Below are 26,957 nucleotides of genomic sequence, written 5' to 3'. Positions count from 1 at the left end.
ATATGCTTTCCCCGTCACCATGACTGTCACAATGAGGGTTCCAGAGACGCAGCACATTGTCCTTGATGTCCAGGGGATGAAGTGCGGCGGTTGTGTGCGGGCCATCGAAAAACATCTGCAGTCCTATCCGGGGGTGCTGGCGGTGACAGTCAATTTGGCGACCCGGCAAGCGCAGGTTCTGGCAGATGCGACTCAGGTCATCCCGGAAAAACTGGCGCAATTTCTCACCCAAAAGGGGTTTCCCAGTCAACCCCATCGTCTGTGGGACAGCCCTGGGTGGTCTGCCCAGCGGTCGGGCTGGCAGTTGGCGCTGGCGGTGGGATTGTTGCTGATGGCAGGGCTGGGGCATGTCCCAGGGGGGCATCACCATTGGCCGTGGTTGCATCACCCGCTGACAGAATGGCTCCTGGCAACGGTGACCCTGTTGGCGCCGGGGTGGGAAATGTTGCGATCTGGGTGGCAAAGTTGGCGCAGTGGAGCGCCGACCATGTACACGCTGGTGGGGTTGGGCGTTTTGGTGGCCTACCTTGGCAGTACGGCGGCGTGGCTGTGGCCCCCGTTGGGGTGGGACCGGTTTTTTTTCGAGGTGGTGATGGTGGTTGCCCTGATGCGGGTGGGGCAGACGTTGGAATTGCGGGCGCGGGCATGGGCGGGACGGGCGTTACAGGGGTTGGTGGCGCTGCAACCGCCGATGGCACGCTGGCTTTCGCCCCAGGGGGTGTGGGAAATGGTGCCGCTGGTTCAGGTGCAGGTGGGGCAGCAGGTGCGGGTAGAAGCGGGGGAAACGTTCCCGGTAGATGGGGTCGTCCAGGAGGGGACAACGCTGGTGGACCAGGCGACCTTGACGGGGGAATCCCTGCCGGTGACCCGCAAACCCGGTGATCCCGTCTATAGCGGTACGGTGAATGTGGGCGATGCGGTGACGGTGACGGTGACGGCAACCGGGGGGGCGACCCGTTTGGGCCAGATTATTCAGCTTGTCCTGACGGCCCAAGCCCGCAAGGCAGCGGTACAGGGGATTGCCGACCGGGTGGCGGGATGGTTTACCTATGTGGTGATGGGGGTGGCGGGGCTGACCCTGCTGTTTTGGGGTGTTGCAGCGCCTTTGTGGTGGCCGGATATCGCCCATCCCTGGCTGGTGGCGGTGCATCGGGTGACGGCGGTGCTGGTGGTGGCCTGCCCCTGTGCCCTGGGGTTGGCAACGCCGATGGCGATTTGGGTGGGCTTGACGCGCGGGGCGCAGCGGGGGCTGCTGATCCGAGGCGGGGACATCCTCGAGCAGGTGGCGGGAATCAACTGCCTGGTGTTTGACAAAACGGGGACGTTGACCCAAGGCCAGCCGCGGGTGGAGCAGGTGAAATTGCTGACGCCCCATCCGTTGGTGACCAGCGAGGCAGAACTCTGGCAGTTGGCCGCCCAGTTGGAATGGGGCAGTCCCCATCCCTTGGCGGTGGGGATTCGGCAGGGGGCGCCTGCGGTGAACCGCACCTGGCAGATTACCGACATTCAATCTGTGCCGGGGGTGGGTGTGACGGCAACGGTGGAGGGGTATCCGGTGGTGTTGGGGCGTTGGCCGCAGGACCAGGCATTGCCTCTGGAATTGACGCCCGGGCAAACGTTGGTGGCGTTGCAGGTGGCCGGTGAAGGGGTGGGGGCCCTGCTGTTGCGGGACCCGGTGCGCCCGGAGGCTGCCGAGGTGGTGCAGGCGTTGCAGGAACAGGGGGTGCAGGTGCGGGTACTCAGCGGGGACCGCCCGGAGGTGGTGCATTATCTGGCGCAAACCCTGGGGTTACGGTCGGATCAGGTTAAAGGGGGACTCTTCCCGGCGGATAAGGTGCAATGGGTGAACCGGTGGCAACAGCAAGGTTGGCAGGTGGCCGTAGTGGGCGATGGCAGTAACGATGCGCCGGCGTTGATGGCAGCGCAGGTGGGGATTGCCATGGCGCAAGGAACGCAGGTGGCCTTAGAAAGTGCGGGCATTGTTTTAATCCACAACGACCTGCGGGATGTGCTGGCGGCTTTGCGCTTGAGCCAGCGCACTTTGGCAAAGATTTACCAAAACCTGGCTTGGGCCTTTTTCTACAATCTGGTCGCCATTCCCCTGGCGGCGGGGGTGTTTCTCCCCTGGGGTTGGGCCTTGACCCCTACCTGGGCGGCGGCGTTGATGGCAGGCAGTTCCCTGGGTGTGATTCTCAATTCCTTAACGCTGCGTCCGCCTGCACCCTATCCCCAAGGCCTTGACAAACCAACCCGTTCCTGTTAACGGCGTTGTTGGTTGGGGTGGTGACGCCACCAGCGGAATTGCCGCATGGGCTTGGGCAGGGGCAGTCCCTGACTGCAGTGAAAATCTTCTTGCACCCGGCGGGTCAAGCGGCGGGAGACTTGCCGAACCACCTGACACAGCACGCGATCTCCCGTGCGTCGGATCAACGGTTCCGGCAGTACCTTGATAAAGCGGGGAAAGCGCACGGCCACTCCCAAATCCAAATGCCATTCCACCCGGGTCATCACGGTCAAATGGGGTAATTCGGCAGCCAAGTCGGCAGGTAGGGGGACTTCCACCAAGGTCAAACTGGCCTGGAAATCCACCTCGTACTCCTCTGGGGTAAATCCGGGCACGGGCACGGTACGGATGCGGTAGGTGCGTCCTTCCGCCGGGAGCAAATCCAAGCCAATGCGGGGTTCCAATTCATAACCGAGCGCGCCAAACCGCCCCAATACCAGGGCATAGCCGGTTTCCCCAATCGGTTCCACCTGCATCGGCTGGGCGCAGCGGCGAAACCAGTGCTGGTGGCGATCCAAGTAGTCCGCCACCTGTTGCGCCGGGGCGTACATGGGCATACAGTCGCTAAAGCTGCTTTGGAAGGGGGTAAACTCAGCCATAGACGCGATGCCGGGCTGTGCCCATGCTAACCCACCGGGAATTGGGTGTGGATGAAGTGGGACGGGGTGCGCTTTGTGGCCCCGTTGTCAGCGCCGCCGTTGTCCTGGATGCGGCGGGGAAAGCGCAATTGCAGCGCTGGGGCCTGCGCGACAGCAAACAGTTGACCCCCCGGCAACGGCAAGCCTGGGTGCCCCGCATCCAAGCGGTCGCCCTGGGGTGGCAGATTGCCTGGGCCGAACCCTGGGAAATCGATACTTATAATATTCGGCAGGCCACCTTGCTGGCCATGCGCCGCGCCATTCTTGCCCTGCCCATTCCCCCCGATCTCTGTCTGGTGGACGGCAACCAGGCCATTCCCGACCTACCCTACCCCCAAAAAACGGTGATTGACGGGGATGCCAGGGAAATCAGCATTGCCGCGGCCAGTGTCTTGGCCAAGGTGTGGCGGGATGAATATGTAAGGCAACTGGCGCCGACCTACCCCGTTTACGATCTGGCCCGCAACAAAGGGTATGGCACACGCACCCATCGCCTGGCCCTACAACGCTACGGACCCAGCAGCATCCATCGCCTGTCCTTTCGGCCCTGTCAGGTTTCCCAAACCAAATGACCCTGGGGGTTGGCCTCCCCCTGGGTGGTGCTGGCGACCCATTGCTGGTAATCGGTGATCAACTGGCGGGTCAATTGCTGTTTGATGAGCCCCAACACACTGCTCAGCAGGCTATCCCCGGCAGCTTCCACAATCATCTTCGGCATCAGGTTCAACGGCGGGGGCACGTCCACCTCCACTTGCAAGTTGGCTTGTCCCACCAAAGACGAGGCACGGGACGAACGCACCGCCTGTAACGTACCGGTTAAATTCAGACGAAACCGCCGGTCAATGTAGGGCACCCCCCGAATTTCGCAGCCGACCGACTGCACCCGCACCACGTTTGACGGTTCGGTCCACACCCGCATATCCACCACCGGCTGAATGGTAAAGGAAAAAAACGTGCGGGGGCGCATCTTCAGCCGATACACCTGGTCGGACAAAACTTCTATCTGCTGGGGGTCGGCAATCGCGTACACCAATCGCCGGGGTTGGCGCAGGTAGTGTTCAATAGGAATAGGCTGGCGCGGCACGGGCACGGTCACGGATTCCTGAGCCGCAAAGTGCACCAACATGGAACACCTAGACTGACGTTGTAAATTATCTTAACACTGAGGCGTCCCCCTCCATATGTTTGCTGATCCCCGGATTGCCTACCTTGGTCCGGCAGGCACCCACAGCGAAACCGTGGCCCACCAGTTTGGCGCCCGCTGGGAGCAGCCCCGTTGGTTGCCCACCAGTACCATCGCCCAGGTCTTGCACAGTGTGGCGCAAGGGGAGGCGGACTACGGGGTCGTGCCGGTGGAAAATTCCTTGGAAGGGAGTGTGACGGTCACGTTGGATTTGCTGTGGCGGTTGCCGGATTTGTACATTCAACAGGGGTTAATTTTGCCCATTGCCCATGTGCTGATTAGCCGTTGCCCGGACCTTAGGCAGATTCAACGGGTGTATTCCCATCCCCAAGCCCTGGGGCAATGCCAGTACTGGCTGGAGGACCACCTACCCCATGTGCCCTGGTTGCCCACCCGTTCGACGAGCGAAGCCGTGCAGTACGTGCAGCAGGAGCCACAGGCGGCGGCAATTGCTTCACCGCGGGCGGCCCAGTTGGCGGGTTTACCCATTCTGGCAAGGGATTTGGCGGCGGAAAATCTCACCCGGTTTTGGGTCATTGGCAGCCAGCCCCAAGCGCAGGGGAGCCACACCACCCTGGCGTTTAGTGTGCCAGAGAATAAGCCGGGCGCCTTGGTGCGGGCGTTGGCCCATTTTGCCCAGGCGGGGATCAACCTGAGCCGTATTGAATCCCGGCCCACCCGCCGTTGCTTGGGGGAGTACTTTTTTTCGGTGGATTTGGAGGGCGCCCAGAGCCAGCCCCAAATTGCCCAAGCGTTGGCGGCCCTCGCCCGGGAAACCAGTTGTTTGCGTAACTACGGAAGTTATGCGATTGCCCCGGTGGCGATACCGGCGGCTCCTGGAGAGTAAGTTACACTGGAACTAATTGGGGCAGCAATGGCAAGCGGGAAGGCTATGCGTCGCTGGTGGAGTGGGTTGATTGCCCTAGTTGTCTTGTGGTGGTTGCTAAGCAGTCTGCCTGGCTTGGCCCAACCGCGTCCGATTCCCCAATGGCTCTCGCGCAAGGCGGCGGCAGTGGTGGTGGATGGCCGTCCTTTGTTTGATGTGCGGGATTCGGGCAACCTGACAGGGGTGGAACGGGCGGATACGGTCAACCAGTTGTTGGCCGAGGAAATTCAAAGGCGGCAGGCCGACCCCCAGCGGGTCTCGATGGTGACGATTGTGCCTGACCCCATCACCGGCCAAATGACCCTGCGGTTGAATGACCAGCATCTGTTGACGGTCACCAGCGCGGACGTGCGGGGGGAACGCAGCCCCCAGGTGCAGGCGGAATTGTGGAAGCGGGAAATTGACCGGGCCTTGACCGTGGCGCTGCAGGAGCGCACCCCCAGCTACCGTTCCCAGGCGTTGGTCTTTGCGGCGGTTACCCTGGTCATGGCCTTACTGGGGCATCTGGGGTTGGGGGGGCTGCGGCGGTGGTCGGTGCGGGCGTTGACGCGCATGGTGCATACGACGGCGCCCCACTTGGAGGGCACCTTGCGTCTGGTGACCCAGATGGCCTGTGTGGGGATGCAAACTGGCCTCTGGCTGGCGGTATTCCTATACACCACCGATTTATTTCCCCTGATTCGGAGCATCCGCTATTTCCTGTTCCGGGCGTTGGTGGTGGGGTTGACCACACCGATTGTCAGCTTGGGAAACCGGGGCTATTCCCTGTTGGATGTGTTGGTGTTGGTGACTTTGTTTGTGGTGCTGTGGGTTGGCTCAGGGGCGGTCGCAGGGGTGCTTAAATCCCGGGTGTTGCAAATTGCTGGGGCGGATCAGCGGGTGCGGGAGCTGGTGGCGGTCTTTACCCGCTATGCCCTGGTGTTGCTGGGTTCGATTGTCCTGTTGCAAATCTGGGGTTTGGACGTGAGTTCCCTGACGCTGCTGGCGAGTGTGCTGGGGGTAGGGATCGGGTTTGGGTTGCAAAATACGGCCAATAATTTTGTCAGCGGTTTAATCATCACCCTGGAGCGCCCGATTCAGGTGGGGGATTTTATCAATGTGGGGGATTTGCAGGGGACGGTAGAGCGTATCGGCACCCGCACGACGGAAATTCGCACCTTGGACCGGGTGTCGATTATCGTGCCCAATTCCCGGTTTGTCGATAACCAGGTGATCAACTGGAGTTTGGGCAATCCCGTGTCTCGGTTGCATCTGCCGGTGGGGGTGGCCTATGGTTCGCCGGTGGAAACGGTGCGGACGGCCTTGCTGGAGGCGGCGCGGCGTCACCCTGATGTGTTGGCCAATCCGGCGCCCCAGGTGTGGCTGGTGAATTTCGGCGAGAGCGCCATGATGTTCGACCTGCTGGTGTGGATTTGTGAACCCCGCGAGCAGTATCGGATCAAAAGCGACCTGTACTACCGAGTGGTCGAGAGTTTGGCGAAATATAATATCAAAATTCCCTTCCCCCAACGGGATGTGCATGTGCCCGCGTTGGAGCAGGTGGTGCAACAGTGGGCGAAAACCGCCGGTTCGCCTGCCAAGGGGCAAAAGGAATGGAATAACCCCGCAGAACTGGGTTGAGCGATGGCCGAGCAGATGAATTTATTTCAATTGGCGGCTCCCTCTGCCCCCGAATCTCCACCTGCCGGGGCTTATGCCACCCTGGCGGAACTCACGGCGGCCTGTCAAAGCTGTCACAAGTGTGGGTTAGCGGCCACCCGTACCCATGTGGTCGTCAGTCGGGGCAATCCCCAGGCGCCCCTGATGGTGATTGGCGAGGGGCCAGGGCAGCAGGAGGACGAAACCGGCTTGCCGTTTGTGGGGCGGGCGGGGCAATTGCTGGACAAAATCCTCGCTTCTGTCCATTTGGACGCGGAGCGGGATGTGTACATCTGCAATGTGGTCAAATGTCGTCCGCCGGGCAACCGCAACCCGGAACCGGAGGAGGTGGCCGCCTGCAAACCCTACCTTTTGGAGCAAATCCGTTTGGTGAACCCCAAAATCATTCTCCTGGCCGGGGCGGTGGCGGTGCAGGCGATTTTGGGCGAGAAACGGGGCATTACCAAAATTCGCGGGCAATGGTTTACCTGGCAGGGGTACGCCTGTATGCCCGTGCTGCATCCTGCTTATTTGCTGCGGAACCCATCGCGGGAGGTGGGTAGCCCCAAATGGCTAATGTGGCAGGACATTCAGGCTGTGCGCGCCAAATTGGATGCCTTGACCCAAGGGTGAAGGGATGTACCCCTGGCAGCAGGCGTGGATAGAAGCACACAGCGCCCTTTTGTGTGCCAGTTTCGCGCATTGGACAGGGCAAACCTTGGTCCCTGAAATGGGCCAATTTACTTCATTGGCAGCGGCTTTATTTTACAGCCCAAGGGTAGTTTTATCCCATGACACGCAACCTGATCCCCGGTTTAACTATGCCAATCAAAGGGCTTTGGATTTATGGGAAACCACTTGGGATCAATTCATTGGTCTGCCATCGCGCTACTCGGCAGAACCTGATAGGCAACCCGAACGCCAGCATTTTTTGCAGCAGGTGAAGCAAAAGGGTTGGGCAAACAACTACCAGGGCATCCGCATCACCCGTCGTGGTCGTAAATTTTTCATTCGCGATGCCATTTTATGGAATGTGGTAGATGCCCAAGGGAACCTACACGGACAGGCGGCCATGTTTACCGCATGGGATTGGTTAGATGCGCCAGCACCTGGTTTATAATCGGGTTCCAAGAATCGCCCTAAAGGAAACCCATCCTTGCCAGCACCGTTGACGATCAAAATCCTCAAATTGCTGCGGCGGCTGTATGGGCTGTTGCCCTTACCTTCTCCGGCGCCAATCCAAGTGGATTATTCGGGTCAGGCAGGCAGCGATTGCATCAAAAAAAACCTAGAATCGGCTGCCCCTTGTCTCATTTGTCGTTTTGGCAATGTGGAGTTAAATGCGACATTGCGCGCCTATCATCGCCGCCGGGCTGCTGAGTATTGGGGAGAAAAATCCTGGCGTTATATTCAAGGAAAAATCCTACATTTTTGGTGGGATGCCAGCGCCCAGGAAGCCATGCGAATTGATGCGGGATTTTTCCCGGCAACGCCTGAGTATTTGGAACGTTTTGCCGAACGGATGCTCCAGGATATGCAGCTTATCGATGTTCTGGCTTTTTGGGAAGGGAAACAGGATGGTTATGTACGGCAGATTCGGCATTTATTGACCCAGGCCAAATTCATCAGTTTTCAGGATTTGGAACCCTATTATCACCAACACCCCTGGTCAGAAGTCTTAGCCGGTAAAACTGTATTGGTTGTGCATCCTTTTGTGGAGACGATTCAAAAGCAATACCAAAAGCGGGAGTTACTCTTTCAAAACCCCAAAGTTTTGCCGGAATTTACCCTCAAAGCTTTCAAATCGGTGCAGTCCATTGCCGGGAATGAATGTGGGTTTCCCGATTGGTTTGCTGCCTTGGCGTGGATGTGTGATGAAATTGCTCGGATTGAATTTGATATTGCGATTATCGGGGCAGGGGCCTATGGATTGCCCTTGGCGGCCCATGTCAAACGCCTAGGGAAAAAGGCCGTCCATTTGGGCGGCCCTACCCAGATTCTCTTTGGCATCAAGGGTGGACGTTGGGACCAAATGCCCTTTTTTCAGCAGCTATACAATGAGCATTGGGTGCGACCATCGCCGCAGGAAATTCCCCCCAAAATTGACCGTGTAAAAGCCTATTGGTAGCAATTGCCATGGTACATCCTGCGGTGATTTCTATGCTGAATACCAGCCGTCGTCTTTATGGGTGGGGAAAACGCTTGATTCGGCGGCACAATCCACAACCTTTACCCGCTGTGGACTATGCTGGGCAAGCAGCGAGCGATGTGATTTATACCCGAATTACTTGTCCAGAACCCTGTATGATTGCCCGGTTGGGTGGCGTGGAACTGGCAGCGTTAATGTACCACCGCAGCATCCACCAAAAATCCCGGTTTTTTCTGCACAAAAGTTTGGCTTATATCCAGGGTAAACAACGCCCGTTTTGGTGGGATGAGCATATCCAAAAAAAGATGCGCTATAATGCAGGATTTTTCCCGGCTGAACCGAAGTATTTAGAGCGTTTTTGTGAGCAGATGTTGCGGGATATTCAGGAAATTGATATTCTGGGTTCGTGGTTGCCGGAAGAGCAATTTTTGCGAGAGCAAATGCCCCAAGTCATTACGGTGAGACTACAGGATTTGGAACCCTATTATCACCAACACCCCTGGTCAGAAGTCTTAGCCGGTAAAACTGTATTAGTTGTGCATCCTTTTGCGGAGACGATTCAAAAGCAATACCAAAAGCGGGAGTTACTCTTTCAAAACCCCAAAGTTTTGCCGGAATTTACCCTCAAAACTTTCAAATCGGTGCAGTCCATTGCCGGGAATGAATGTGGGTTTCCCGATTGGTTTGCTGCTTTGGCGTGGATGTGTGATGAAATTGCTCGGATTGAATTTGATATTGCGATTATCGGGGCAGGGGCCTATGGATTGCCCTTGGCGGCCCATGTCAAACGCCTAGGCAAAAAGGCCGTCCATTTGGGGGGAGCAACCCAAATTTTATTTGGCATTCGGGGCAAGCGTTGGGATGATAACCCCTTTTTTCAGCAATTCTTTAATGACCATTGGGTGCGTCCTAATCCCTTAGAAGTTCCTAGCAATTTTCAGGCGGTTGAGGGGGGTTGTTATTGGTAACCTAGTCAGAACTGCGACATCATGGCAGAATAAAAAATCGCTGTAACCTGGGAACACCTGATGAATCAAGGGATTTTGGCTACGGCTTGGTTGATTCCCTTCTATGGCTTGCTGGGAGCGATAGGGACGTTGCCCTGGTCGTTGGGGTTGATTCGGCGCACGGGGTCACGGCCAGCCGCTTATTTGAATATTTTGGCGTCTGCTTTGGCTTTTGTGCATGGGACGTGGGCATTGGTGCTGTGGGGTACGCGCCCGCCCCAGGAATTGATGTTTCATTGGTTGCAGGTGGCAGATTTAGATTTAACGTTTGCGTTGAACTTATCCCCCCAAAGTTTGCTGGCGTTAGAAACTGTGACCACCCTCACCTTACTGGCGCAAATTTTCGCTTTGGGATATATGGAAAAGGATTGGTCATTGGCGCGCTTTTATGGATTGATGGGATTTTTTGAAGCGGCGCTGGGAGGGATTGCCCTGAGTGATTCCCTATTTTTGAGCTATATGTTACTGGAAATACTCACCCTATCTACCTATTTGTTGGTGGGTTTTTGGTACGCCCAACCGCTTGTAGTTACGGCAGCGCGGGACGCATTTTTAACCAAGCGAATTGGGGATGTTTTGTTTCTCATGGGGGTGGTGTCTCTTTCTGCGTTGGGAGCGGGTTTGACGTTTACAGAAATCAAGCAATGGGCGGCAACGGCAACCCTATCGCCGTCGGTTTGGGGGTGGTTGGGTTTGGCCTTGATTGCTGGTCCAACGGGGAAATGCGCCCAGTTCCCTTTGCATTTGTGGTTGGATGAGGCGATGGAAGCCCCTAGCCCAGCTTCCATTTTGCGGAATTCAATTGTGGTGTCGGCGGGTGCGTATGTGTTAATTAAACTGGAGCCGGTGTTGGCCCGTTCGCCCTTGGCTTTGGATACTTTGGTCATTTTGGGGACGGTGACGGCGGTGGGCACGTCGTTGATGGCAATTGCCCAGATTGATATTAAACGTGCCCTTTCCCATTCCACAAGCGCTTATTTGGGATTGGTATTTGTCGCTGTCGGTTTGCACGAGCAGGAAGTGGCTTTATTGTTGCTGTTTGCCCATGCGATGGCAAAAGCGCTTTTATTTATGAGTGCTGGCGGCATTATTTTGACCACTTCCAGTCAAGATATTACGGAAATGGGGGGAATATGGCGGCGCTTGCCGGTAACCACTACCAGTTTTGTCCTGGGTGCTTTGGGGCTGATCGGTCTATTTCCGTTGGGAATGTTTTGGGTGTTTTGCCGCTGGTTTGCGACCATGCCCGGCTGGGTTTTGGCCCTGGTGTTAACGGTGAATTTTCTGAGTGCTTTGAACCTTACGCGCGTGTTTCGCTTGGTTTTTTTGGGGAGTATCCAGCCCAAAACCCGCCGCACGCCGGAGGTGGCTTGGCCGATGGCCGTACCGATGGTGGCCATGATTATTCTTACGCTGTTAATACCTGTGTTATTGAAGAATTGGCAGCCGGCGGTGGTCTGGGGTAAGTGGCAGCGGGGGGAGGTTTTGCTGATGATCGCCAGCGGGGGGTTGGGGTGTATGGTAGGGGCTACGGTGACGCTCCAACGGCGGGGCTCACGTTCGACGCAGCCGTTGTGGCGGTTTGGTCAGGATTTTTTGGCCTATGATTTCTACATCGAGCGGGTGTACCAGGCGACGGTGGTGCAGTGGGTGCGGCAGATGTCTCGCCTGACGGCCTGGCTGGACCGCTATGTGGTGGATGGTTTGGTGAATTTGGTGGGGGTCTCAACCCTTTTGAGTGGGCAAGTGCTGAAATATAGCGTTAGTGGTCGGTCGCAACTCTATGTGTTGACGGTTGTGCTCGGCGTTTTGATGGTCGGATTACTGTTTCTCAATGTCTGGAAATAGGTGGTTTTGCGCGTTGCACCGCCACCAACTCAATCCGCTTTCGGTTCAGGTTATGCCATAATTAACCACATCACTATTGATTGTTTTGTTATGCAATGATGACGCCGTTAGCAACTCAGTTGGTGCTGGAATTTAATACATCTATGGGTCTGGAGTCACCACCACAGCCATTTTTGAAGTGGGCGGGGGGAAAATCTCAGCTTTTACCACAATTGTTGCCCTTATTTCCCAAAAGTTTTAACAATTACCATGAACCTTTTTTAGGCGGCGCAGCAGTGTATTGGTATTTATTTCATCTCAAAGACCAAGGCAGGATTTCATTTCAGGGGGCCAGGTTATCAGATATTAACGAAGAATTGATTAATTGCTATATTCATGTCCGCAGTAATTTAGCGGCTTTGCTGGATGAATTAAATCGGTTAAAAGCAAGCCACAGTCGAGAAAATTATTATAAAATTCGGGAATTGGACCCGCTCAATTTGAGTCCGGTTCAGCGGGCCGCTCGATTTATTTACCTCAATAAAACTTGTTATAATGGCTTATACCGCGTCAATCGCTCTGGCAAGTTTAATGTGCCCATCGGTAGCTATCAGGACCCTAAGGTTTTTTCTGCTGAACAGTTGCAGAGGAATCACGACGCTCTCCAGGGTGCAGATGTTATATGTGCCAGCTTCCAAACTGTGTTAAATTGGGCAGAACCCGGGGATTTCATTTACTTTGATCCACCCTATGTTCCTCTCTCAAAAACGGCAAGTTTTACCGGCTACACAAAATACCCATTCGGACAAGAGCAACAAAGAGAATTGGCAGAGGTGTTTCATATATTAAATGACCGTGGATGCAAATTGATGTTGAGCAATTCCTGGTCAGAATCGGTGATAAATCTTTATCGAAATTTCCATTGCATTGAATTAAAGGCATCCCGTGCCATCAATTCTAACGCTGAACGCCGTGGTAAAATTAGTGAGTTGTTAGTGGTTAATTATTGGCCGTAATTTATAGAGCAATTCCCTGCGCTCCCAGAACAGAAATTGGCACGACTCCCGTAACCCTTTTGGGATTCCTGTGAGAAAAAATCCTTAAGGCCGCCGCCAATGCCGTCCTAACTCGGTTAACATTTGCTCGGCTTCCAGCGGCCCCCAAGTGCCTGCCTCGTACTGGGGAATCATGCGGCCATCGGGGGGGGCATCCCAGAGATTCAATGCCGGGGTGACGACCCGCCAAGCCTCCTCGACCTCATCGGCGCGGGTGAACAGGGTCTGATCCCCCAACAGACAATCCAGCAATAGGCGCTCGTAGGCTTCGGAACTGGCCATGCCAAAGGTTTTGCCGTACTGAAAATCCATATCCACCGACCGCGCCCGCAATTCTGGCCCCGGCATTTTCGCCTCAAACCGCAGGGAAATGCCTTCATCCGGCTGAATTCGCAACACGAGGACATTGGGATTGGCCTGCTGCGCCACCGAGGGAAAAATGCTCAAGGGCGGCTCCCGGAATTGGATGGCAATCTCCGTCACTTTTTTGGGCATCCGTTTCCCCGTCCGCAGGAAAAAGGGCACCCCCTGCCACCGCCAATTGTCCACCTGCAGGTGCATGGCCACATAGGTCGGCGTGACCGATTGCGGGTTCACCTTGGGTTCCTGTAAATAACCCACCACCGGTTTGCCCCGCATCCACCCGGCACTGTACTGTGCTCGTACTGCGGCTTTGTTCAGATTGAACCCTTGGTAGGCCAAGCGGGTGGCCTGCAATACTTTCACCTTTTCGTTGCGGATGCTGTCGGCATTCAGGGAACTAGGAGGTTCCATGGTGGTCAGACATAACAATTGCATGACATGATTTTGCACCATGTCCCGCAGGGCGCCAGCAGTTTCGTAATACCCTGCCCGGTCTTCCACACCAACCGTTTCCGCAACGGTAATCTGTACGTGGTCCACAAATTGCCGGTTCCATAGGGGTTCAAAAATGGCGTTGGCAAACCGAAAAACCAGGAGATTTTGGACCGTTTCTTTCCCCAGGTAATGGTCAATCCGATAGACCTGTTCCTCCTGACAGACTTCCCGTAAAACCCGGTTGAGGGCCTGGGCGGTGGCCAGGTTGCGGCCAAAGGGTTTTTCGATGACCAGCCGGTGGGTGCGGGGGTTGCGCAAAAGACCGGCATGGCCCAACTGGCGGATTGCCTCTGGGAAAAAGTTGGGGGATACGGCCAGGTAGTAGACGTGATTGCCGCGGGTGGGGCGTTGCGTGGCCAATTCTTGGATGAACTGCGCCAAACCCTGGTAACTGGCGGGGTTGTCCATATCGCCGGCGTAGTAAAAGAGGCCTTGGGCAAATTCGTCCCACAGGGCGGGAACCTCAATGCCGCCGCCGAATTGCTCCACCCCTGCGCGCATCTGTTCGCGGAAGTAATCGTGGCTCCAGGGACGGCGGGCAAAGCCGATGATCGTGGTTTCCGGTGCCAGGCGGCGTTGCAGCCGCAATTTGTACAAAGCAGGCACCAATTTCCGTTGGGTCAAATCCCCAGAGGCGCCAAAAATAACAATGGTAAAGGGTTCCGGCAGGCGTTCTTGCTGCAACCCGACCCGCAGTGGATTTTCCCGCAGTGACACCATGCTGTTGCCCTCGCTGCTGGTTCTAGGGTAAAGCAGCGGCGGACAAGGACGCGGCAGATTACAGAAAATCTCAAGGTGGGGACAGGTATGCCACAATGGGCGATGGGGTGTTCGGGTTCCGGTTGATGGTGACCAAAACGCTGCTGCCGTCAGGATGGGGTCAGCGGCTGACGGACCCTTTGGGATGGTGTTTTCTGGCTTCCCTCCTGGTTCATGGGGGGCTGTGGTATTGGCTACGGGGGGTGAGGATAGACCTGCTGCCGGAAGCGTCGTTGCCCCCCCCGATTGAGGTGCTGTGGCTGGAACAGCCGCCTGCCACCTCGGTTCGCCCCAGCCTACCGCCTCCTTTGGGGCAACCCCTGCCGGTGGCAAATTTGCCGCCAGTTGCCAACCTGCCGTCTGTGCCTCCCCCACCGGATTTTCGCCGGCTGCCGTTAACCCCACGCCCCAGCCCGCCTGTTGCCCCGGCAACTCCGAGGCCCCAGCCGTCGCCCATTGCCCTGCCGTCACCCGTAGATACAGGGGTCACATCCCAAGAAACCTTTGACCCGACCGACACCACCACCAGCGATGGTTTGGCCAATCTCAGCCGGTGGATTGCCCGCCTGCAACCGGAACTCACCCGTTCGCCCCAATTGGTGCGGCTGACGGCGCCGCTACCTGCCCACGGTTGTCCTTGGGCGCAAGCAGGGTCTGCCGTTTTTGGGGTGGTGGTGAACCCCCAGGGGCAGATCGAGGGGACGCCCGAACTCCTGCGTTCTTCCGGTTATGCCACCCTCAACCGCCAAGCCCGCCAACTGGTCACCGCGCACGGGTTTAGCGACTACGCCGGCGAAACCCTGCAAGCGGTGATGGTTGAGGTGAGCTGGGACAACCCTTGCCCGTCAGCCCCGTAACCACTTCTGCACTTCCCTGGGCAAAATGATCACCCGCCGCCCATTGGGCAATCGCTCAATGCGGCCTCCGGCTGCGAGAATCTTTTGGACGGCAAGCCGCTGGATGCGCGGCGTCGTGGCATAGCCCAAAATGGTCAACCAACCAATCACCTTGGCAGCGCGGCTATCTGGTTTTTCCCGCAGCGAGGCCACCAAACTCTCTGCCCGCTTCACAACCAATTCGCTTTCGGGACTGCGCCAGGCTTTTGCCCAGTTGGCTGCGGTTTGAAACGAGGTGATTGCCCGCTGGCCGTCTCCTAAAAACAACAGTTCATCCGTGCCCCGATACAGCCAGGGGAAATAGGAACCGGGCACCGCCGGGGTCAGATGGGTCATGGCTTGCGCCGCAATCTTTAGGCTCCGCTCCGGCTGGCCCGCATACAGAGAACCCGTGGTGGACAACAGCAAATAGGCGCGGATAAACCGGGGGTCCCGCCCCAAAATCACTACAAAAAAATCCGGGATCAATTCATACCCCAGGGCTTGGCGGGCCTCGTCATCGCCAAAGTAAATATTGAACTGAATCAGCCAAAAATTGGCGAGCATATTGTCAAAACCAAACCCCGGCATCTCCCGCCAGAGCCGCAGTTGCGTCTGGGTCATGGCCTGCTGTTGTTGCCACAGGGGCAGGTTGTTTTGCTGCTGGGTCGTCAGCCAAGCTTGCCGCTGCATCTGCAACCCCACCGCCCCGGCAAACGCCATCAAACCAATCGCCAGATTAACCAGGGTTTTGACCATGCGCCTGCCCGTAATCCTGCCAAAAGCGCTGAAGCACCTGCTGATGCACCTGCTTCCAGGGTAACCCAGCGGCACGGGCAATGCGCGCGCAATCCTCGTACTCCGGTTGCACATTGACGAGCTGCCCCCCCTGTTCGGCCACCTTGACCGCCACCGGCCCCCAATCCGTCGGCACCGTGACCACCCGCCGGGGCAAAATCCGCCGTTCCTGCACCGACCGCCGCACCCCCAGGGTCGTGGTTTCCCGCAGGAGAATCGCCTCACACCGCTCGGCCAGTTCCGGGGAACACACCACCTGCACCAACACGCCGCTGCGCCCCTTTTTCATCAGAATTGGTTGCAGCCACACATCCAGCGCGCCCTGCGCCCGCAATTCTTCACAGGCATAAGCCAACCCCTGGGGCGACATATCATCCACCTGGGTCGCCAACACCACCACCGATTCGCGCAGCGGTTCTGCCCAGGGACGACCCACCCACAGCCGTAAGACGTTCGCCAAAGGCAATTCCGCCTGCCCTGCCCCCCACCCCACCCGCTCAAGGCGCATCGCCGGGGGATGACCAAACCCTTTTGCCAAGGTGGTGACAATCGCCGCACCGGTGGGCGTCACCAACTCCCTATCGATCCCATTGGCGTAAATCGGCACCTGCTTTTGTTGGCACAACTGCAATACGGCCGGTGTGGGAACTGCCATTAAACCATGGGCAGTCGCGACCGTTCCGCTGCCTACAGGTAAAGGAGAACAGTAGATTTGAGTGATGTTTAAGTAATGCAGGCCGATACAGGTGCCGACAATATCCACAATCGCGTCTACTGCACCCACTTCGTGAAAGGCCACCTGTTCGGGGGGAATGCCATGGACTGCGCCTTCTGCCTGCGCCAACTGGGCAAAAATGGCTTGACTCCAGGCCTGGACTTGGGGGGGCAAGGTTGCCTGCGCCAATAGGGTACGAATGTCTCCCCAATGCCGATGGTGGGGTTGGTCGCCCTGGGGGTGCACCCGCACCTGGGTTGCCCGTTGGCCTTGCCGCTGCACCGACTGCACCGTCAGTTCAAACTGCAACGCCCCTGGCAACCCCCGCAATTGCCGTTCGAGTTCCGCCACCGGCACACCCGCATCCACCAAAGCTCCCAAACACATATCCCCGGCCACACCGGTAGGGCAATCAAAATAGGCCAGGCGTTCCATCAAGGGCGTTGCAGCACCAATACCCCCATTAAACCATGGGCAATCGGGTAATGACAGGCCACCAAACCACAGGCCTGCGCCCAAGCCACCTGCTGGTCCCCGCCGGGAAAGGTTTGCAAACTCGCCCAAAGATACTCATACTCCGCCCCTAACCCCAACTGCGCCGCCACCGGCACCACCACCTGTTGCACATACCACTGCTGCCAGGCTTGCCACCAAGGGTCGGCTGGACGGTGAAAATCCAGAATTCCAGCCCGCCCCCCCGGACGCAGCACCCGCCGGATTTCTTGCAGACACCGTTGCCGGTCCGCCACATTCCTTAGCCCATAACCCATCGTCACCACATCCACACTGGCATCCGCCCAGGGCAACTGCAACACATCGCCTGCGCACCAACGAATCGGCAAATGGGCATAACGCCGCTGTGCCACCGCCAACATCTCCTCGGCAAAATCCACCCCCCACACCTGCCCAGTCGGCCCTACCCGCGCCGCCAACAGAGCAGTCAAATCCCCCGTCCCACAGCACAAATCCACCGCCACCTCCCCCGGCTGCGGGTTGACCCAGCCGACCACCATCCGTTTCCAAATGCGGTGCTGCCCCCAACTCAGCCAGTCGTTGAGGGCATCGTACTGGGAAGCAATTCGGTTAAATAGCGCACGAATGCGGTCAGGCTGCTGCAGCGGGGCGTCCCCCATGCCCCCTTAGCTTAATTCACCTTGGCGCAACGACTCTGGCAAGGGTTGCGCGCTCGGCGGTTGGGGTGGCAACATCCCCATTTGCGCCTTCAACGCCAGCAATTCCGCATCCAGATCGCTTTGTCCCTCCAGCAACTTAAATTGCTCTTCTAACCGATCCCCCGCCAGTTCCGTCGTCGCCTGCGCCTTCGCTTCCTGGGTAAGCACCTTGTCTTCCATCCGTTCAAAGGCTGCCATGGCACTGCTGGTGCCCACCTTCCCCAGCGCTTTGTTCACCTGCTCGGTGGCCTTCGCCGCCCGCAGCCGCGCCTTGAGCATATCTTTCTTGGTCTTTGCCTCGGCAATTTTCCCTTCCAGAGCCGTCATCTGCCGCCGCAAATTTTCCAACTGCACCGACTGCTGGTCCAACTGCGTCTTCAGGGAGGCCGCCGTATCCGCATAGGACTTGCGCCGGGCCAGGGCTTGCTTGGCCAGCTCCTCATCCCCCTTTTGCAAGGCCAACTGCGCCTTACGGTACCATTCCTCCGCAAGGGTCAAACTCTGGTTGTATTGCTGTTCCACCCGCTTGTGGGTCGCCATCGCCTGGGCCACCGCCTGCCGCAGTTGCACCTGGTCCTCCTGCATATCCAGCAGCGCCTGGTCCAAAATCTTTTCCGGGTCCTCGGCAGCCGCAATCGCCGCATTCAAATTGGCCCGGAACAGGCGACTTAGGCGGTCAAACAAGCCCATTGGTTTCTCCCCCACTGACCGATTGCCCCTATTATACAGCGTCGCCTGCTGCCCCACCAAGCCAGACGCCCACTGCTAATAAACAGTACCCCGCTGGGCTTCCATATCCACCGGGCGCATCAGGTACAACCGCACCAAATACCACACAATCGCCAACGCATGGGGCAGTTGCCGCAACCGCTTCCACCACAGCGGCCCCGCACCCTCCCCAATCCGCACAATCTGCAAATGGTGGGCCGCGCAGGCATCCATCAGGGCTTCAAATTGCGGATGATCCACATTCAAAATCACCGGAAACACCCGCCCTGCCGTCCAATTCGTCTTGCGGATCACCTCCAAATCATAACTGCGGGCATCCAAGCCAATCGCCGCATAAAATTTTGCCCGCTGCTGGTCATTCAAATACATCGTGGCAAACACAGATAACAGGAAGAACCGACACCATAACCGCGCCCGCCAATCATTCAAAAATTGGGGATTAGCCCGCAAAATCGCATCAAAAAAGTCCCCATGCCGGTTCTCATCCTGACACCAATTTTCAAAAAACTTGAAGATGGGATAAATCCGGTGCTCGGGATGCTTTTCCAAGTGGCGATAGATGGTAATGTACCGCCAATAGCCGATTTTCTCAGAAAGATAGGTGGCATAGAAGATGAATTTGGGTGCAAAAAAGGTGTAGCTGCGATGGCTGGTCAAAAACCCCAAATCCAAACTCAAGCCAAAATCGGCCATCGCCTTATTCAAAAACCCGGCATGCCGCGCTTCATCCCGCGACATCAAGGCAAAACATTCTGCCAAAACCGGATTTTTATCTTTCAGTTTCCGTGACAGTTCCTTATAGAGCAAAAACCCGGAAAACTCCGCCGTACAAGACCGCTCCAAAAATTCAATAAACAGGCGGCGCGTCTCCCCATCAATATGATCCCACGACCGGTTAAACTCCTCATCCCGCACAAAGTGATGGCGGTTGTAATCCGCACGGAATTCCTGCAAAATTGCCCGCAATTCCTCCTCGTTGGCCCGAATGTCCATCGCCGCCATCGCGGCAAAATCGGTGGTGTAAAAGCGAGGCGTTAAGATGGTTTCTTTCGCCGGGGCTTTGATGCCGGGGCGCAACTCTGGGAACGTCGTTTCCTGCGGCGTGGCGACCATAGGCGTTGCGATCAACCTGTGAACCTCATCTTTTGCCCAGTATGCTACGGCCTCCAGCGGCTGACCAGCGGCTGTTACATTTCTTGATAAACTGGAACTAAGCATCAAGCGACTCGATGCGGGGGAAGGCCATGCAGCGTTGGGTTTTGGTGGCGGCGGCGGTGGTTCTGGCGGTGGCCTTGTTTTTGGGGGTACGCAGCCAGCAGCAGGTGGTTTCGTTGGCGGCTTTGGCTGCCCAGTCGGTGCCTCTGGAGGAAGCGTTGGCGAATGACCGCCCGACCATGATTGAGTTTTACGCCGATTGGTGCCAGACCTGTCAACAGATGGCCAAGGATTTGCAAAACTTAAAATCTGCCTACGGGGAGCAGGTCAATTTTGTGTTGCTGAATGTGGACAATCCCCGGTGGATTCCCGAATTGTTGCAGTATGAGGTCGATGGGGTGCCCCGGTTTATTTTTCTGGACCGGGAGAATCGTTTGGTGGGGGATGCGGTAGGGCTACAGCCGCGCACGGTGCTGGATGCTAATGTGGTGGCGTTGGTGCAACACCAGCCCTTGCCGTTTGTGCGGGCAGGGCACAGTTCGCCGGTGACGCCCAAGTTCCACCCGCAACCCCAGGTGGAACCCCTGACCCACGGCACGCCGGTTTCTTAGGTATTGGCTTCGAGGGGGGCCTTGATGCCCAGATAGAGTTCCCCAATACGGGGGTCATGGAGCAGTTCGTGCCCGGGGCCGCTGTAGCATTCACGGCCATTTTCCAACACGTAGCCCCGGTGGGAAATTTTCAGGGCTTGCCGGGCATTTTGTTCAACCAATAAAACCGTGATGCCCAGGCGGTTGATTTGTTGAATATGGCGCATGACTTCTCCCACCAGTTTCGGAGACAGTGCTGCTGAGGGTTCATCCAACAGCAGTAACTCTGGTTGTGCCATCAAGGCCCGTGCCATGGCCAATAACTGCCGCTCGCCGCCGGAGAGGGTGCCTGCCCGTTGGTGATAGCGTTCGCGTAGAACGGGAAACAGTTCGGCCAATTCCTGCACCCGTTGCTGATAGGTTTTGTGGGAACTATTGCCAGCACCAATACTGAGATTTTCAGCTACGGTTAGTGAAGGGAATACATTTGCCAATTGCGGTACATAGCTCATTTTGAGTGCCACCAAGCGATGGGTGGGAATCCCCAGGGTTTCTTGCCCCCGAAATGTAATCCTTCCCCGGCGGTGGGGCAACAAATTAAAAATGGCTTTGAGTAAGGTGGATTTGCCCGCACCGTTGGGGCCAATCAGCGTCACCAATTCCCCTGGCTGGATAGCGATACTTACCCCCTGCAAAATGTCCAAGCCCGGCACATACCCGGCGTACACCTGCTCGACGACCAGTAGGGGTTGGCTCATGCCCGCAATCCTCGCATCCAGTTCCTATCCTACTCGATGGTTCTGATCCAATGGGCGCGATGGGTTCCCAGAGTTGATATGGTAAAAAGGGGGAGGGGGTGGTTAGCTCAGCGGTAGAGCGCCTGCCTTACAAGCAGGATGACACTGGTTCGATTCCGGTACCACCCATGCAAACAAGCCGAATACATTGACGCCACAATCCCTACTTTGCCTGTTGGTACCCCAAGTCTAGGGATGGCATTGCCCTATTTGACGGGAATTGGAGAACGGGTTAATCAATCAAACAGAGTCTAAAGGTTCTGAAGGCGGGTGTGATGCTCGTCAATCCACGCTACAGTGACCAAACCTGCCATAAGTGCCTGCCCATTCATCCCAAGCCAAAGCGGTCTTATCAGGTAGGCCATCCGTGGTTGGCTTGCCAGCGAGCCTTAGGCTTGAAGCCCCCAACTTGAGGCGTTATGCGATTCTCTCAGTGCAGCCAAGTCGTGAGAATGGTTATATGAACGAGGATTTTGGCCTATTTGTGGGTACGCGCCCTGGAGGACTCGAACCCCCGACATCCGGTTTTGGAGACCGACGTTCTACCAACTGAACTAAGGACGCTTGCTCACACATCTCTATTATCATATCACTGCGGCTGAGGGGGATATTCGGTTTTTCCCAAGGTGGCCGCCTGCCCTCACCCCCCATTGGTAGCCACCGGGTTGGTTGCCGGTCTGCTAATTCAGGCTGATTGTTTTTTTGGCCGACATCGGGGCAAGAACCGCCAACCACCTGCACGCTGGTCGCTGGTGCCGTTACAATAGGGGCTTAACGTTGGCAGGATTGGTGCGGCAATGACTCCAGAACCTCATTCACCCCTAACGCTGGGTATTTTGGGCTATGGCGGGTTGGGGCAGGCGATGGCCCGCTTGGTGGCGCGGCGGCAGCAGGTACGCTGGGTGGCAGTGGCGGACCGCAAAGGGTATGCCCTGCGTCCTGACGGTTTGGACCCGCTGGTGTGTCAACGGGTGTACCAGGAACGGGGGTCGGTGGGGTATCTGGAACCGGGGGGGGTGGTCACGGAAACCAGCCTGGCGGAATTGATGGCGCAGCCGGGGGTGAAGGCCTATTTCCTGGCGCTGCCGAATCTGCCCAATACCTTTATCGCCGACCTGGTGCAGCAATTTCTGGCGCAGGGGTGGCGGGGGGTGTTGGTGGATGCCCTCAAACGCACCAGCGCGGTGGAACAACTGCTGGCCTTGCGGGCGGCTCTGGCGGCAGGGGGAATCACCTACATCACAGGGTGTGGGGCAACGCCTGGGTTGCTCACGGCGGCAGCGGCGCTGGCAGCGCACAGTTTTGAGGAAATTCTCCAGGTGAAGATCACCTTTGGGGTGGGGATTGCCAATTGGGAAGCCTACCGGGCGACGATTCGAGAAGATATTGCCCATTTGCCCGGTTATGACGTGGCCAAAGCCCAGGCGATGACCGATGCGGAAATTGCCGCGCTCTTGGAGCGCACCGACGGTAAGTTGTTCCTGGAAAATATGGAACACGCCGACGATGTGATTCTGGAATGGGCCGGGATTTGTCCCAGGGAACGGGTAACGGTAGGCGGAGTGGTGGATACCCGCAATCCCCGCAAACCCCTGAGTACGAATGTGCAAATCACAGGGCGCACGTTTGAGGGCCGCGTGTCCACCCACACCTTGACCCTGGGGGATGAAACCAGCATGGCAGCCAATGTCTGTGGCCCGGCCTTGGGCTATCTCCAGGCGGGTTGGCACCTGCATCAACAGGGCCACTATGGGCTGTTTACCTGCGCGGATGTGATGCCCCGCTGGGTGCGATAGACGGCTTAGCTTTTTTTGCGGCGGCTGGTGGTTTTTTTGCGGGCGGTTTGGCTTCGGGCAGCCAACCATGCCACCGCCTGTTCGAGGGTCACGGTTTCGGGGGTCACGCCTTCGGGTAGGGGGGCATTCACCTTGCCGTGTTTGACGTAGTAACCGTAGGGGCCTTGACACAGGTGCACTGGCTCCTGGTCTTCAGGATGGTTGCCCAATTCCCGCAAGGCGGTACTGCGGCTGCGGCCACGGGTACTTTTGGGTTGGGCTAGCAGTTCCAAGGCCCGCTCCAGGGTCAGGGTCAACACGTCGTCTTCCGGCTTGAGGGAACGAAATTCTTGCCCGGCTTTCCCCCGGTCGTGCACCACGTAGGGGCCAAACCGTCCCAGTCCCACCTTCACCTGACCACCGTCGGGGTGGGTTCCCAGGGTGCGGGGCAAGGCCAACAGCCCCACCGCCATTTCCAAAGTGACCTGCTCCGGGGTAATGCCCTTGGGCAGGGAGGCCCGCTTGGGTTTTTTGTTGGTGGCAGTGGCTTCGCCCAACTGCACGTAGGGGCCGTAGGCGCCGGTGAGGACAAAAATCGGTTCGCCGGTTTCAGGATGCACCCCCAATTTGATAGGGCCAGCGGTTTTCTGGCGCAGCAGTTCTTCGAGCACCTGGGGGGTGAGTTCCCCAGGGGTCAAGTCCTTGGGTAGGGAGACCGTGACCACCTCGCCATTTTGGGGAATTTCTACGTAGGGGCCGTAGCGGGTGCTGAGGTGGACCTTGGCCTCCCCTAACCCCTCCAGTTCCAGGGTGCGGGCAGCAGTGGGGTCAATGGCTGCCGCCTGGGCTTTCACCTGGTTGGCTAAGCCCTGTTCCCCCAAATAAAACTCCTGCAGGTAGGGCAACCAGTCCACCGAGCCTGCGGCGATGTGGTCTAGGGTTTCCTCCATCTGGGCGGTAAATCCCGTATCCACCAGGTGGGGGAAATTTTGCTCCAGGAGGGCGGTGACCGCAAACGCCGTAAATGTGGGCACCAGGGCATTGCCTTCCAGTTGGGCATACCCCCTGTCTTGGATGGTGCCGATGATGGTGGCATAGGTGCTGGGACGCCCAATTCCCTCGCTTTCGAGGGTTTTGACCAGGGAGGCTTCTGTATAGCGCTCAGGCGGCTGGGTTTCGTGGCGCAGGGCTTCCAGGTGGAGGCATTCGAGCGTGTCCCCCACCGCCAAGGGAGGTAGAGGGATTTCCTGGTCCTCTAGGGCCGCCTGCGGGTCGTCCGAACCTTCCACATAGGCGCGGAAAAAGCCGGGGAAATCAATGCGTTTGCCAGTGGTGCGAAATTCTGCTTCCCCCGCCTGCAGGATGACCGTCAGGTGGGTCAACCGGGCTTCCGCCATCTGGGTGGCGATGGTGCGTTTCCAGATCAGGTCGTACAGGGCCAATTCCCGCCCGGTTAAACCCGTTTCTTGCGGGGTGCGAAAGGTACTGCCTGCCGGCCGGATGGCTTCGTGGGCTTCCTGGGCGCCCTTGCTCTGGGTGGCATATTGGCGGGGACGGGGGCTGAGGTAGTCAGAACCGTACATTTGCGCAACGCAGGCGCGGGCCGCATCGATTGCCTGTTGGGACAGATGCACCGAGTCCGTCCGCATATAGGTAATGTAGCCCTGTTCGTACAAATTCTGGGCAATCCGCATGGTTTCCCGCGTCGAAAGCCGCAATTTCCGGTTGGCTTCCTGCTGCAGGGTAGAGGTGGTAAAGGGGGGAGCGGGTTTGCGTTGGACTTGCCGGGCTTCCAGGTTCTGCACCCGCCAAGTTTCCCCTTGCAGTTGTTGGCACAGGGCTACCGCTTCCGCCTGGGTGAGCCGCCGTACCTGCCGACCCGGTATCAGTTCACCCGTCTGGGGGTCAAAATCCTGACCCGTTGCCAGTTTCACCCCTCCTAGCGCCACCAACCGCGCCTCAAAGGGGAGGTGGTGCGCCAGCAATTGCGCCTTCAGGTCCCAGTATTCTGCTGCCCGGAAGGCCAGCCGTTGCCGTTCCCGCTCCACCAGCAGCCGCACCGCCACCGACTGCACCCGGCCCGCCGACAGCCCCGGCCCGACTTTTTGCCACAGCAGCGGCGAGAGGGTATAACCCACCAACCGGTCGAGAATGCGGCGGGTTTCCTGCGCCCGTACCAACCCCTCGTCCAACTGGCGGCAGTTTTGCAGGGCCGCTTGGATGGCCTCCTGGGTGATTTCGTGGAATACCATCCGTTTCACGGGCACCTGGGGTTGCAACAGTTGGGTCAAATGCCAGCTAATGCTTTCTCCTTCCCGGTCCTCGTCCGTCGCCAGAATCAGTTCTTTGGCCTCTTTCAAAGCCGCCTTGAGGTGATTGACCACCTTTTTTTTGTCAGCGGGCACGATATACAGCGGTTCAAACCCCTGGTGCACATTCACCCCCAGGGTAGCCCAGTCCAGGGACTTAAATTCCGGGGGAATATCACTGGCCGATTGGGGCAAATCCCGCACATGGCCCATCGAGGCTTCCACGCGGTAGTTGTCCGGCAAGTACTGGCGAATGGTGCGCGCTTTCGTGGGGGATTCCACGATCACCAGAGTCGGTTGGCTATCGGCGGACGCCGCAGCCGCATCACGAGAGGAACGAGGCATAGCGCAAAAATTCACCTAGCATGAGATGCAGAGAGCCTATCCCTTAAGGACAGGTTGATGAGGGGTTCTTCTTCTTGGGATAACAAAGTTGGGGGGGAGGCGACAAGTCACACGACGGGTCAGGTGGGGTCACGGCCAAACTGCCCATGAGTGTTGCTTACCCCCACCGGCATCAGTTCGAGATTTTGAACCCTTTCCTGGGGCGTCGGGCAGGGATAGAGTTTTGGGTTTGTGCCGCCCAATTCTGGCAAGCCACAAGCGCCTGTTCTCAGAGAAGAAATTTGCGTTTAGTAAACATTACGGTACGCACCGGAGAATAAATCTCTAAATCTCTCAGTCAGAAGTGTTGCATCTTAAGATTTTGCAGGTTTGTGCCAAAATGCACATCTAACGACACAAAGCATTGTTATAGCTAGGTAGGTTAAGGTTGTCGCCTGAAGATTCATGGCTACGCCATTGTGGGGCTATGCTCAGCGACCCATATCATGTCAACCTTTGCATGCTTAGCTATATTTCGGAACTGAATTCTCATTTATAAAAAAATTTCTCATGAAGCATTTTGCCTGATGCGAATTAATGAACTTTTGTTACAGAGTTCCACATTATTGTCTTTGTATCTCGCCAACAAACTGATAAAAATTTTGGGGCGGCATATCCTTTATGGTAGGAATAGTTCTCGGTTCTGCGTCTTTGATGTTACGTCTGTTAACTGTTGGCGATCTCGCTGCCGTTGTGGCCCTGGATCAAGCCGCTTTGGGGGGTTGGTGGTCGGCGCAGCAGTACGCTGAAGAACTGGCCAAGGCCAGCACCCTATTTGTGGGTTTCTCCCAAGCGTCACACCTGCTGAGCATGGCCGCCGCCTGGCTCATTTGTGATGAAGCGCATATCGTGGTTTTGGCAGTTCATCCCCAACACCGACGCCAAGGATTAGGGCGGCGAACCCTCCATTATTTACTGCACCAATTGCCCCCCAGCATTCGTCATGCCACTTTGGAAGTGCGCGCCCAAAACACAATTGCCCTGCATCTCTATCAATCCCTGGGATTTCAAATTTTGGGACGCCGTCGCCACTACTATCAACAGCCGGATGATGACGCGTTGATCCTCTGGCTACGGGATGTGCAGGCCCAGACCCCACCATGGTCGGAGCGCAATTCCTGCGCCGGTGACTCTCATCCCAAAGCAGTGTAAAGATGTTCAATGCTTTGCCCCATCAGACATAGACGGCAAAGATGCCTTTACGATCCTTCTCTATAGCCGAAAATGGCTGGATATAGTCATTTTTATTGAAAATGCAACATTTTATGAGAGGAGGGTGTAAGATGGGGAGGAAGGTGAGAATCAAGGAGGAGAATCAGAATGTGTTACAGTCTGGATTTACGGAAGAAGGTGATAAGTTTCATTGAGAACGGG

The 26,957-nt window shown here is 57.1% G+C and carries 24 protein-coding genes and 2 tRNA genes; 15 read left to right on the top strand and 11 right to left on the bottom strand.

The window, feature by feature from the left end:
- Positions 1-31 precede the first annotated feature (31 nt).
- Entirely contained in the window at positions 32-2,263 is a 2,232-nt protein-coding gene (locus tag ACWISF_RS02175; RefSeq protein ID WP_448379951.1) for a heavy metal translocating P-type ATPase, read from the top strand.
- Here ACWISF_RS02175 and ACWISF_RS02170 read toward each other — a convergent pair.
- A complete protein-coding gene (locus ACWISF_RS02170) occupies positions 2,260-2,883 on the bottom strand; it encodes a DUF1997 domain-containing protein (protein WP_448379950.1) in 624 nt (207 codons plus the stop codon). The genes ACWISF_RS02175 and ACWISF_RS02170 overlap by 4 nt on opposite strands.
- A 23-nt stretch (positions 2,884-2,906) precedes the next feature.
- Between ACWISF_RS02170 and ACWISF_RS02165 the strand changes: the two genes are divergently transcribed.
- Complete coding sequence (locus tag ACWISF_RS02165) at positions 2,907-3,494, top strand: ribonuclease HII (protein WP_448379949.1); 588 nt, start codon at positions 2,907-2,909, stop codon at positions 3,492-3,494.
- On the opposite strand, the gene ACWISF_RS02160 is transcribed toward ACWISF_RS02165, so the two are convergent.
- Positions 3,473-4,048: a DUF1997 domain-containing protein gene (locus tag ACWISF_RS02160; protein WP_448379948.1), complete on the bottom strand. Its 576-nt coding sequence runs from the start codon at positions 4,046-4,048 to the stop codon at positions 3,473-3,475. The genes ACWISF_RS02165 and ACWISF_RS02160 overlap by 22 nt on opposite strands.
- 55 nt (positions 4,049-4,103) lie before the next feature.
- Here ACWISF_RS02160 and pheA point away from each other — a divergent pair, with 55 nt between their 5' ends.
- The 8 genes from pheA to ACWISF_RS02120 all read left to right on the top strand — a co-directional run bounded on the left by pheA (position 4,104) and on the right by ACWISF_RS02120 (position 12,628).
- Positions 4,104-4,952: a prephenate dehydratase gene (pheA, locus tag ACWISF_RS02155; protein WP_448379947.1), complete on the top strand. Its 849-nt coding sequence runs from the start codon at positions 4,104-4,106 to the stop codon at positions 4,950-4,952.
- A gap of 45 nt (positions 4,953-4,997) precedes the next feature.
- Positions 4,998-6,611: a mechanosensitive ion channel family protein gene (locus tag ACWISF_RS02150; protein ID WP_448379946.1), complete on the top strand. Its 1,614-nt coding sequence runs from the start codon at positions 4,998-5,000 to the stop codon at positions 6,609-6,611.
- A 3-nt stretch (positions 6,612-6,614) separates the two neighbouring features.
- Entirely contained in the window at positions 6,615-7,262 is a 648-nt protein-coding gene (locus ACWISF_RS02145; RefSeq protein ID WP_448379945.1) for a uracil-DNA glycosylase, read from the top strand.
- Between the two features lie 4 nt (positions 7,263-7,266).
- Entirely contained in the window at positions 7,267-7,749 is a 483-nt protein-coding gene (locus ACWISF_RS02140) for an MEKHLA domain-containing protein (protein ID WP_448379944.1), read from the top strand.
- A 36-nt stretch (positions 7,750-7,785) separates the two neighbouring features.
- Positions 7,786-8,757 carry a hypothetical protein gene (locus tag ACWISF_RS02135; protein WP_448379943.1) on the top strand — a complete coding sequence of 324 codons (972 nt, stop codon included), beginning with the start codon at positions 7,786-7,788 and terminating at the stop codon, positions 8,755-8,757.
- Between the two features lie 8 nt (positions 8,758-8,765).
- Complete coding sequence (locus ACWISF_RS02130; RefSeq protein ID WP_448379942.1) at positions 8,766-9,746, top strand: hypothetical protein; 981 nt, start codon at positions 8,766-8,768, stop codon at positions 9,744-9,746.
- A 60-nt stretch (positions 9,747-9,806) separates the two neighbouring features.
- On the top strand, positions 9,807-11,633 hold the full coding sequence (locus ACWISF_RS02125) for an NAD(P)H-quinone oxidoreductase subunit F (RefSeq protein WP_448379941.1): 1,827 nt from the start codon (positions 9,807-9,809) through the stop codon (positions 11,631-11,633).
- A gap of 95 nt (positions 11,634-11,728) precedes the next feature.
- The gene (locus ACWISF_RS02120; protein WP_448379940.1) at positions 11,729-12,628 is read left to right on the top strand and encodes a DNA adenine methylase; all 900 of its coding nucleotides are present in this window, start codon (positions 11,729-11,731) and stop codon (positions 12,626-12,628) included.
- An 84-nt stretch (positions 12,629-12,712) separates the two neighbouring features.
- On the opposite strand, the gene zwf is transcribed toward ACWISF_RS02120, so the two are convergent.
- On the bottom strand, positions 12,713-14,245 hold the full coding sequence (gene zwf / locus ACWISF_RS02115) for a glucose-6-phosphate dehydrogenase (RefSeq protein WP_448379939.1): 1,533 nt from the start codon (positions 14,243-14,245) through the stop codon (positions 12,713-12,715).
- Between the two features lie 125 nt (positions 14,246-14,370).
- On the opposite strand from zwf, the gene ACWISF_RS02110 reads away from it, so the two are divergent.
- A complete protein-coding gene (locus tag ACWISF_RS02110; RefSeq protein ID WP_448379938.1) occupies positions 14,371-15,141 on the top strand; it encodes a hypothetical protein in 771 nt (256 codons plus the stop codon).
- Here ACWISF_RS02110 and ACWISF_RS02105 read toward each other — a convergent pair.
- The 5 genes from ACWISF_RS02105 to acsF all read right to left on the bottom strand — a co-directional run bounded on the left by ACWISF_RS02105 (position 15,130) and on the right by acsF (position 19,686).
- A complete protein-coding gene (locus tag ACWISF_RS02105; RefSeq protein ID WP_448379937.1) occupies positions 15,130-15,918 on the bottom strand; it encodes a hypothetical protein in 789 nt (262 codons plus the stop codon). The two genes, ACWISF_RS02110 and ACWISF_RS02105, sit on opposite strands and share 12 nt — an antisense overlap.
- Positions 15,899-17,107 (bottom strand): nickel pincer cofactor biosynthesis protein LarC, encoded by a 1,209-nt coding sequence (larC, locus tag ACWISF_RS02100; RefSeq protein WP_448379975.1) that lies wholly within the window; start codon positions 17,105-17,107, stop codon positions 15,899-15,901. The genes ACWISF_RS02105 and larC overlap by 20 nt, the downstream gene beginning before the upstream one ends.
- A complete protein-coding gene (ubiE, locus tag ACWISF_RS02095; protein ID WP_448379936.1) occupies positions 17,107-17,805 on the bottom strand; it encodes a bifunctional demethylmenaquinone methyltransferase/2-methoxy-6-polyprenyl-1,4-benzoquinol methylase UbiE in 699 nt (232 codons plus the stop codon). Before ubiE ends, larC begins: the two co-directional genes overlap by 1 nt.
- A 6-nt stretch (positions 17,806-17,811) precedes the next feature.
- Positions 17,812-18,534, bottom strand: coding sequence for a PspA/IM30 family protein (locus tag ACWISF_RS02090; protein ID WP_448379935.1), 723 nt, complete (start codon positions 18,532-18,534; stop codon positions 17,812-17,814).
- Between the two features lie 75 nt (positions 18,535-18,609).
- Positions 18,610-19,686, bottom strand: coding sequence for a magnesium-protoporphyrin IX monomethyl ester (oxidative) cyclase (acsF, locus tag ACWISF_RS02085; protein WP_448379974.1), 1,077 nt, complete (start codon positions 19,684-19,686; stop codon positions 18,610-18,612).
- A gap of 131 nt (positions 19,687-19,817) precedes the next feature.
- On the opposite strand from acsF, the gene ACWISF_RS02080 reads away from it, so the two are divergent.
- The gene (locus ACWISF_RS02080) at positions 19,818-20,339 is read left to right on the top strand and encodes a thioredoxin domain-containing protein (protein ID WP_448379934.1); all 522 of its coding nucleotides are present in this window, start codon (positions 19,818-19,820) and stop codon (positions 20,337-20,339) included.
- Here ACWISF_RS02080 and ACWISF_RS02075 read toward each other — a convergent pair.
- On the bottom strand, positions 20,336-21,076 hold the full coding sequence (locus tag ACWISF_RS02075) for an ABC transporter ATP-binding protein (protein WP_448379933.1): 741 nt from the start codon (positions 21,074-21,076) through the stop codon (positions 20,336-20,338). The genes ACWISF_RS02080 and ACWISF_RS02075 overlap by 4 nt on opposite strands.
- A 96-nt stretch (positions 21,077-21,172) precedes the next feature.
- Between ACWISF_RS02075 and ACWISF_RS02070 the strand changes: the two genes are divergently transcribed.
- Positions 21,173-21,244: transfer RNA gene (locus ACWISF_RS02070), tRNA-Val, on the top strand.
- A gap of 362 nt (positions 21,245-21,606) precedes the next feature.
- Here the strand turns inward: ACWISF_RS02070 and ACWISF_RS02065 are convergent.
- A tRNA-Trp gene (locus ACWISF_RS02065) sits at positions 21,607-21,679 on the bottom strand.
- Between the two features lie 233 nt (positions 21,680-21,912).
- Here ACWISF_RS02065 and ACWISF_RS02060 point away from each other — a divergent pair.
- Entirely contained in the window at positions 21,913-22,911 is a 999-nt protein-coding gene (locus tag ACWISF_RS02060; RefSeq protein WP_448379932.1) for a saccharopine dehydrogenase-like oxidoreductase, read from the top strand.
- A 5-nt stretch (positions 22,912-22,916) separates the two neighbouring features.
- On the opposite strand, the gene topA is transcribed toward ACWISF_RS02060, so the two are convergent.
- A complete protein-coding gene (topA, locus tag ACWISF_RS02055) occupies positions 22,917-25,544 on the bottom strand; it encodes a type I DNA topoisomerase (RefSeq protein WP_448379931.1) in 2,628 nt (875 codons plus the stop codon).
- Positions 25,545-26,237: 693 nt separating this feature from the next.
- On the opposite strand from topA, the gene rimI reads away from it, so the two are divergent.
- Entirely contained in the window at positions 26,238-26,735 is a 498-nt protein-coding gene (gene rimI / locus ACWISF_RS02050) for a ribosomal protein S18-alanine N-acetyltransferase (protein ID WP_448379973.1), read from the top strand.
- Positions 26,736-26,957 lie beyond the last annotated feature (222 nt).

Source organism: Gloeomargarita sp. (assembly GCF_053491055.1).
The sequence above is the reverse complement of the archived record's forward strand: the minus strand, read 5'-3'. Positions and strand labels throughout refer to the sequence as shown.

Excerpts from the sequence above, each read along its gene's own strand:
- ACWISF_RS02175 (WP_448379951.1), top strand. The coding sequence starts at position 32 with ATGAGGGTTCCAGAGACGCAGCACATTGTCCTTGATGTCCAGGGGATG.
- ACWISF_RS02170 (WP_448379950.1), bottom strand. The coding sequence starts at position 2,883 with ATGGCTGAGTTTACCCCCTTCCAAAGCAGCTTTAGCGACTGTATGCCC.
- ACWISF_RS02165 (WP_448379949.1), top strand. The coding sequence starts at position 2,907 with ATGCTAACCCACCGGGAATTGGGTGTGGATGAAGTGGGACGGGGTGCG.
- ACWISF_RS02160 (WP_448379948.1), bottom strand. The coding sequence starts at position 4,048 with ATGTTGGTGCACTTTGCGGCTCAGGAATCCGTGACCGTGCCCGTGCCG.
- pheA (WP_448379947.1), top strand. The coding sequence starts at position 4,104 with ATGTTTGCTGATCCCCGGATTGCCTACCTTGGTCCGGCAGGCACCCAC.
- ACWISF_RS02150 (WP_448379946.1), top strand. The coding sequence starts at position 4,998 with ATGCGTCGCTGGTGGAGTGGGTTGATTGCCCTAGTTGTCTTGTGGTGG.
- ACWISF_RS02145 (WP_448379945.1), top strand. The coding sequence starts at position 6,615 with ATGGCCGAGCAGATGAATTTATTTCAATTGGCGGCTCCCTCTGCCCCC.
- ACWISF_RS02140 (WP_448379944.1), top strand. The coding sequence starts at position 7,267 with ATGTACCCCTGGCAGCAGGCGTGGATAGAAGCACACAGCGCCCTTTTG.
- ACWISF_RS02130 (WP_448379942.1), top strand. The coding sequence starts at position 8,766 with ATGGTACATCCTGCGGTGATTTCTATGCTGAATACCAGCCGTCGTCTT.
- ACWISF_RS02125 (WP_448379941.1), top strand. The coding sequence starts at position 9,807 with ATGAATCAAGGGATTTTGGCTACGGCTTGGTTGATTCCCTTCTATGGC.
- ACWISF_RS02120 (WP_448379940.1), top strand. The coding sequence starts at position 11,729 with ATGATGACGCCGTTAGCAACTCAGTTGGTGCTGGAATTTAATACATCT.
- zwf (WP_448379939.1), bottom strand. The coding sequence starts at position 14,245 with ATGGTGTCACTGCGGGAAAATCCACTGCGGGTCGGGTTGCAGCAAGAA.
- ACWISF_RS02110 (WP_448379938.1), top strand. The coding sequence starts at position 14,371 with ATGGTGACCAAAACGCTGCTGCCGTCAGGATGGGGTCAGCGGCTGACG.
- ACWISF_RS02105 (WP_448379937.1), bottom strand. The coding sequence starts at position 15,918 with ATGGTCAAAACCCTGGTTAATCTGGCGATTGGTTTGATGGCGTTTGCC.
- larC (WP_448379975.1), bottom strand. The coding sequence starts at position 17,107 with ATGGAACGCCTGGCCTATTTTGATTGCCCTACCGGTGTGGCCGGGGAT.
- ubiE (WP_448379936.1), bottom strand. The coding sequence starts at position 17,805 with ATGGGGGACGCCCCGCTGCAGCAGCCTGACCGCATTCGTGCGCTATTT.
- ACWISF_RS02090 (WP_448379935.1), bottom strand. The coding sequence starts at position 18,534 with ATGGGCTTGTTTGACCGCCTAAGTCGCCTGTTCCGGGCCAATTTGAAT.
- acsF (WP_448379974.1), bottom strand. The coding sequence starts at position 19,686 with ATGGTCGCCACGCCGCAGGAAACGACGTTCCCAGAGTTGCGCCCCGGC.
- ACWISF_RS02080 (WP_448379934.1), top strand. The coding sequence starts at position 19,818 with ATGCAGCGTTGGGTTTTGGTGGCGGCGGCGGTGGTTCTGGCGGTGGCC.
- ACWISF_RS02075 (WP_448379933.1), bottom strand. The coding sequence starts at position 21,076 with ATGAGCCAACCCCTACTGGTCGTCGAGCAGGTGTACGCCGGGTATGTG.
- ACWISF_RS02060 (WP_448379932.1), top strand. The coding sequence starts at position 21,913 with ATGACTCCAGAACCTCATTCACCCCTAACGCTGGGTATTTTGGGCTAT.
- topA (WP_448379931.1), bottom strand. The coding sequence starts at position 25,544 with ATGCCTCGTTCCTCTCGTGATGCGGCTGCGGCGTCCGCCGATAGCCAA.
- rimI (WP_448379973.1), top strand. The coding sequence starts at position 26,238 with ATGTTACGTCTGTTAACTGTTGGCGATCTCGCTGCCGTTGTGGCCCTG.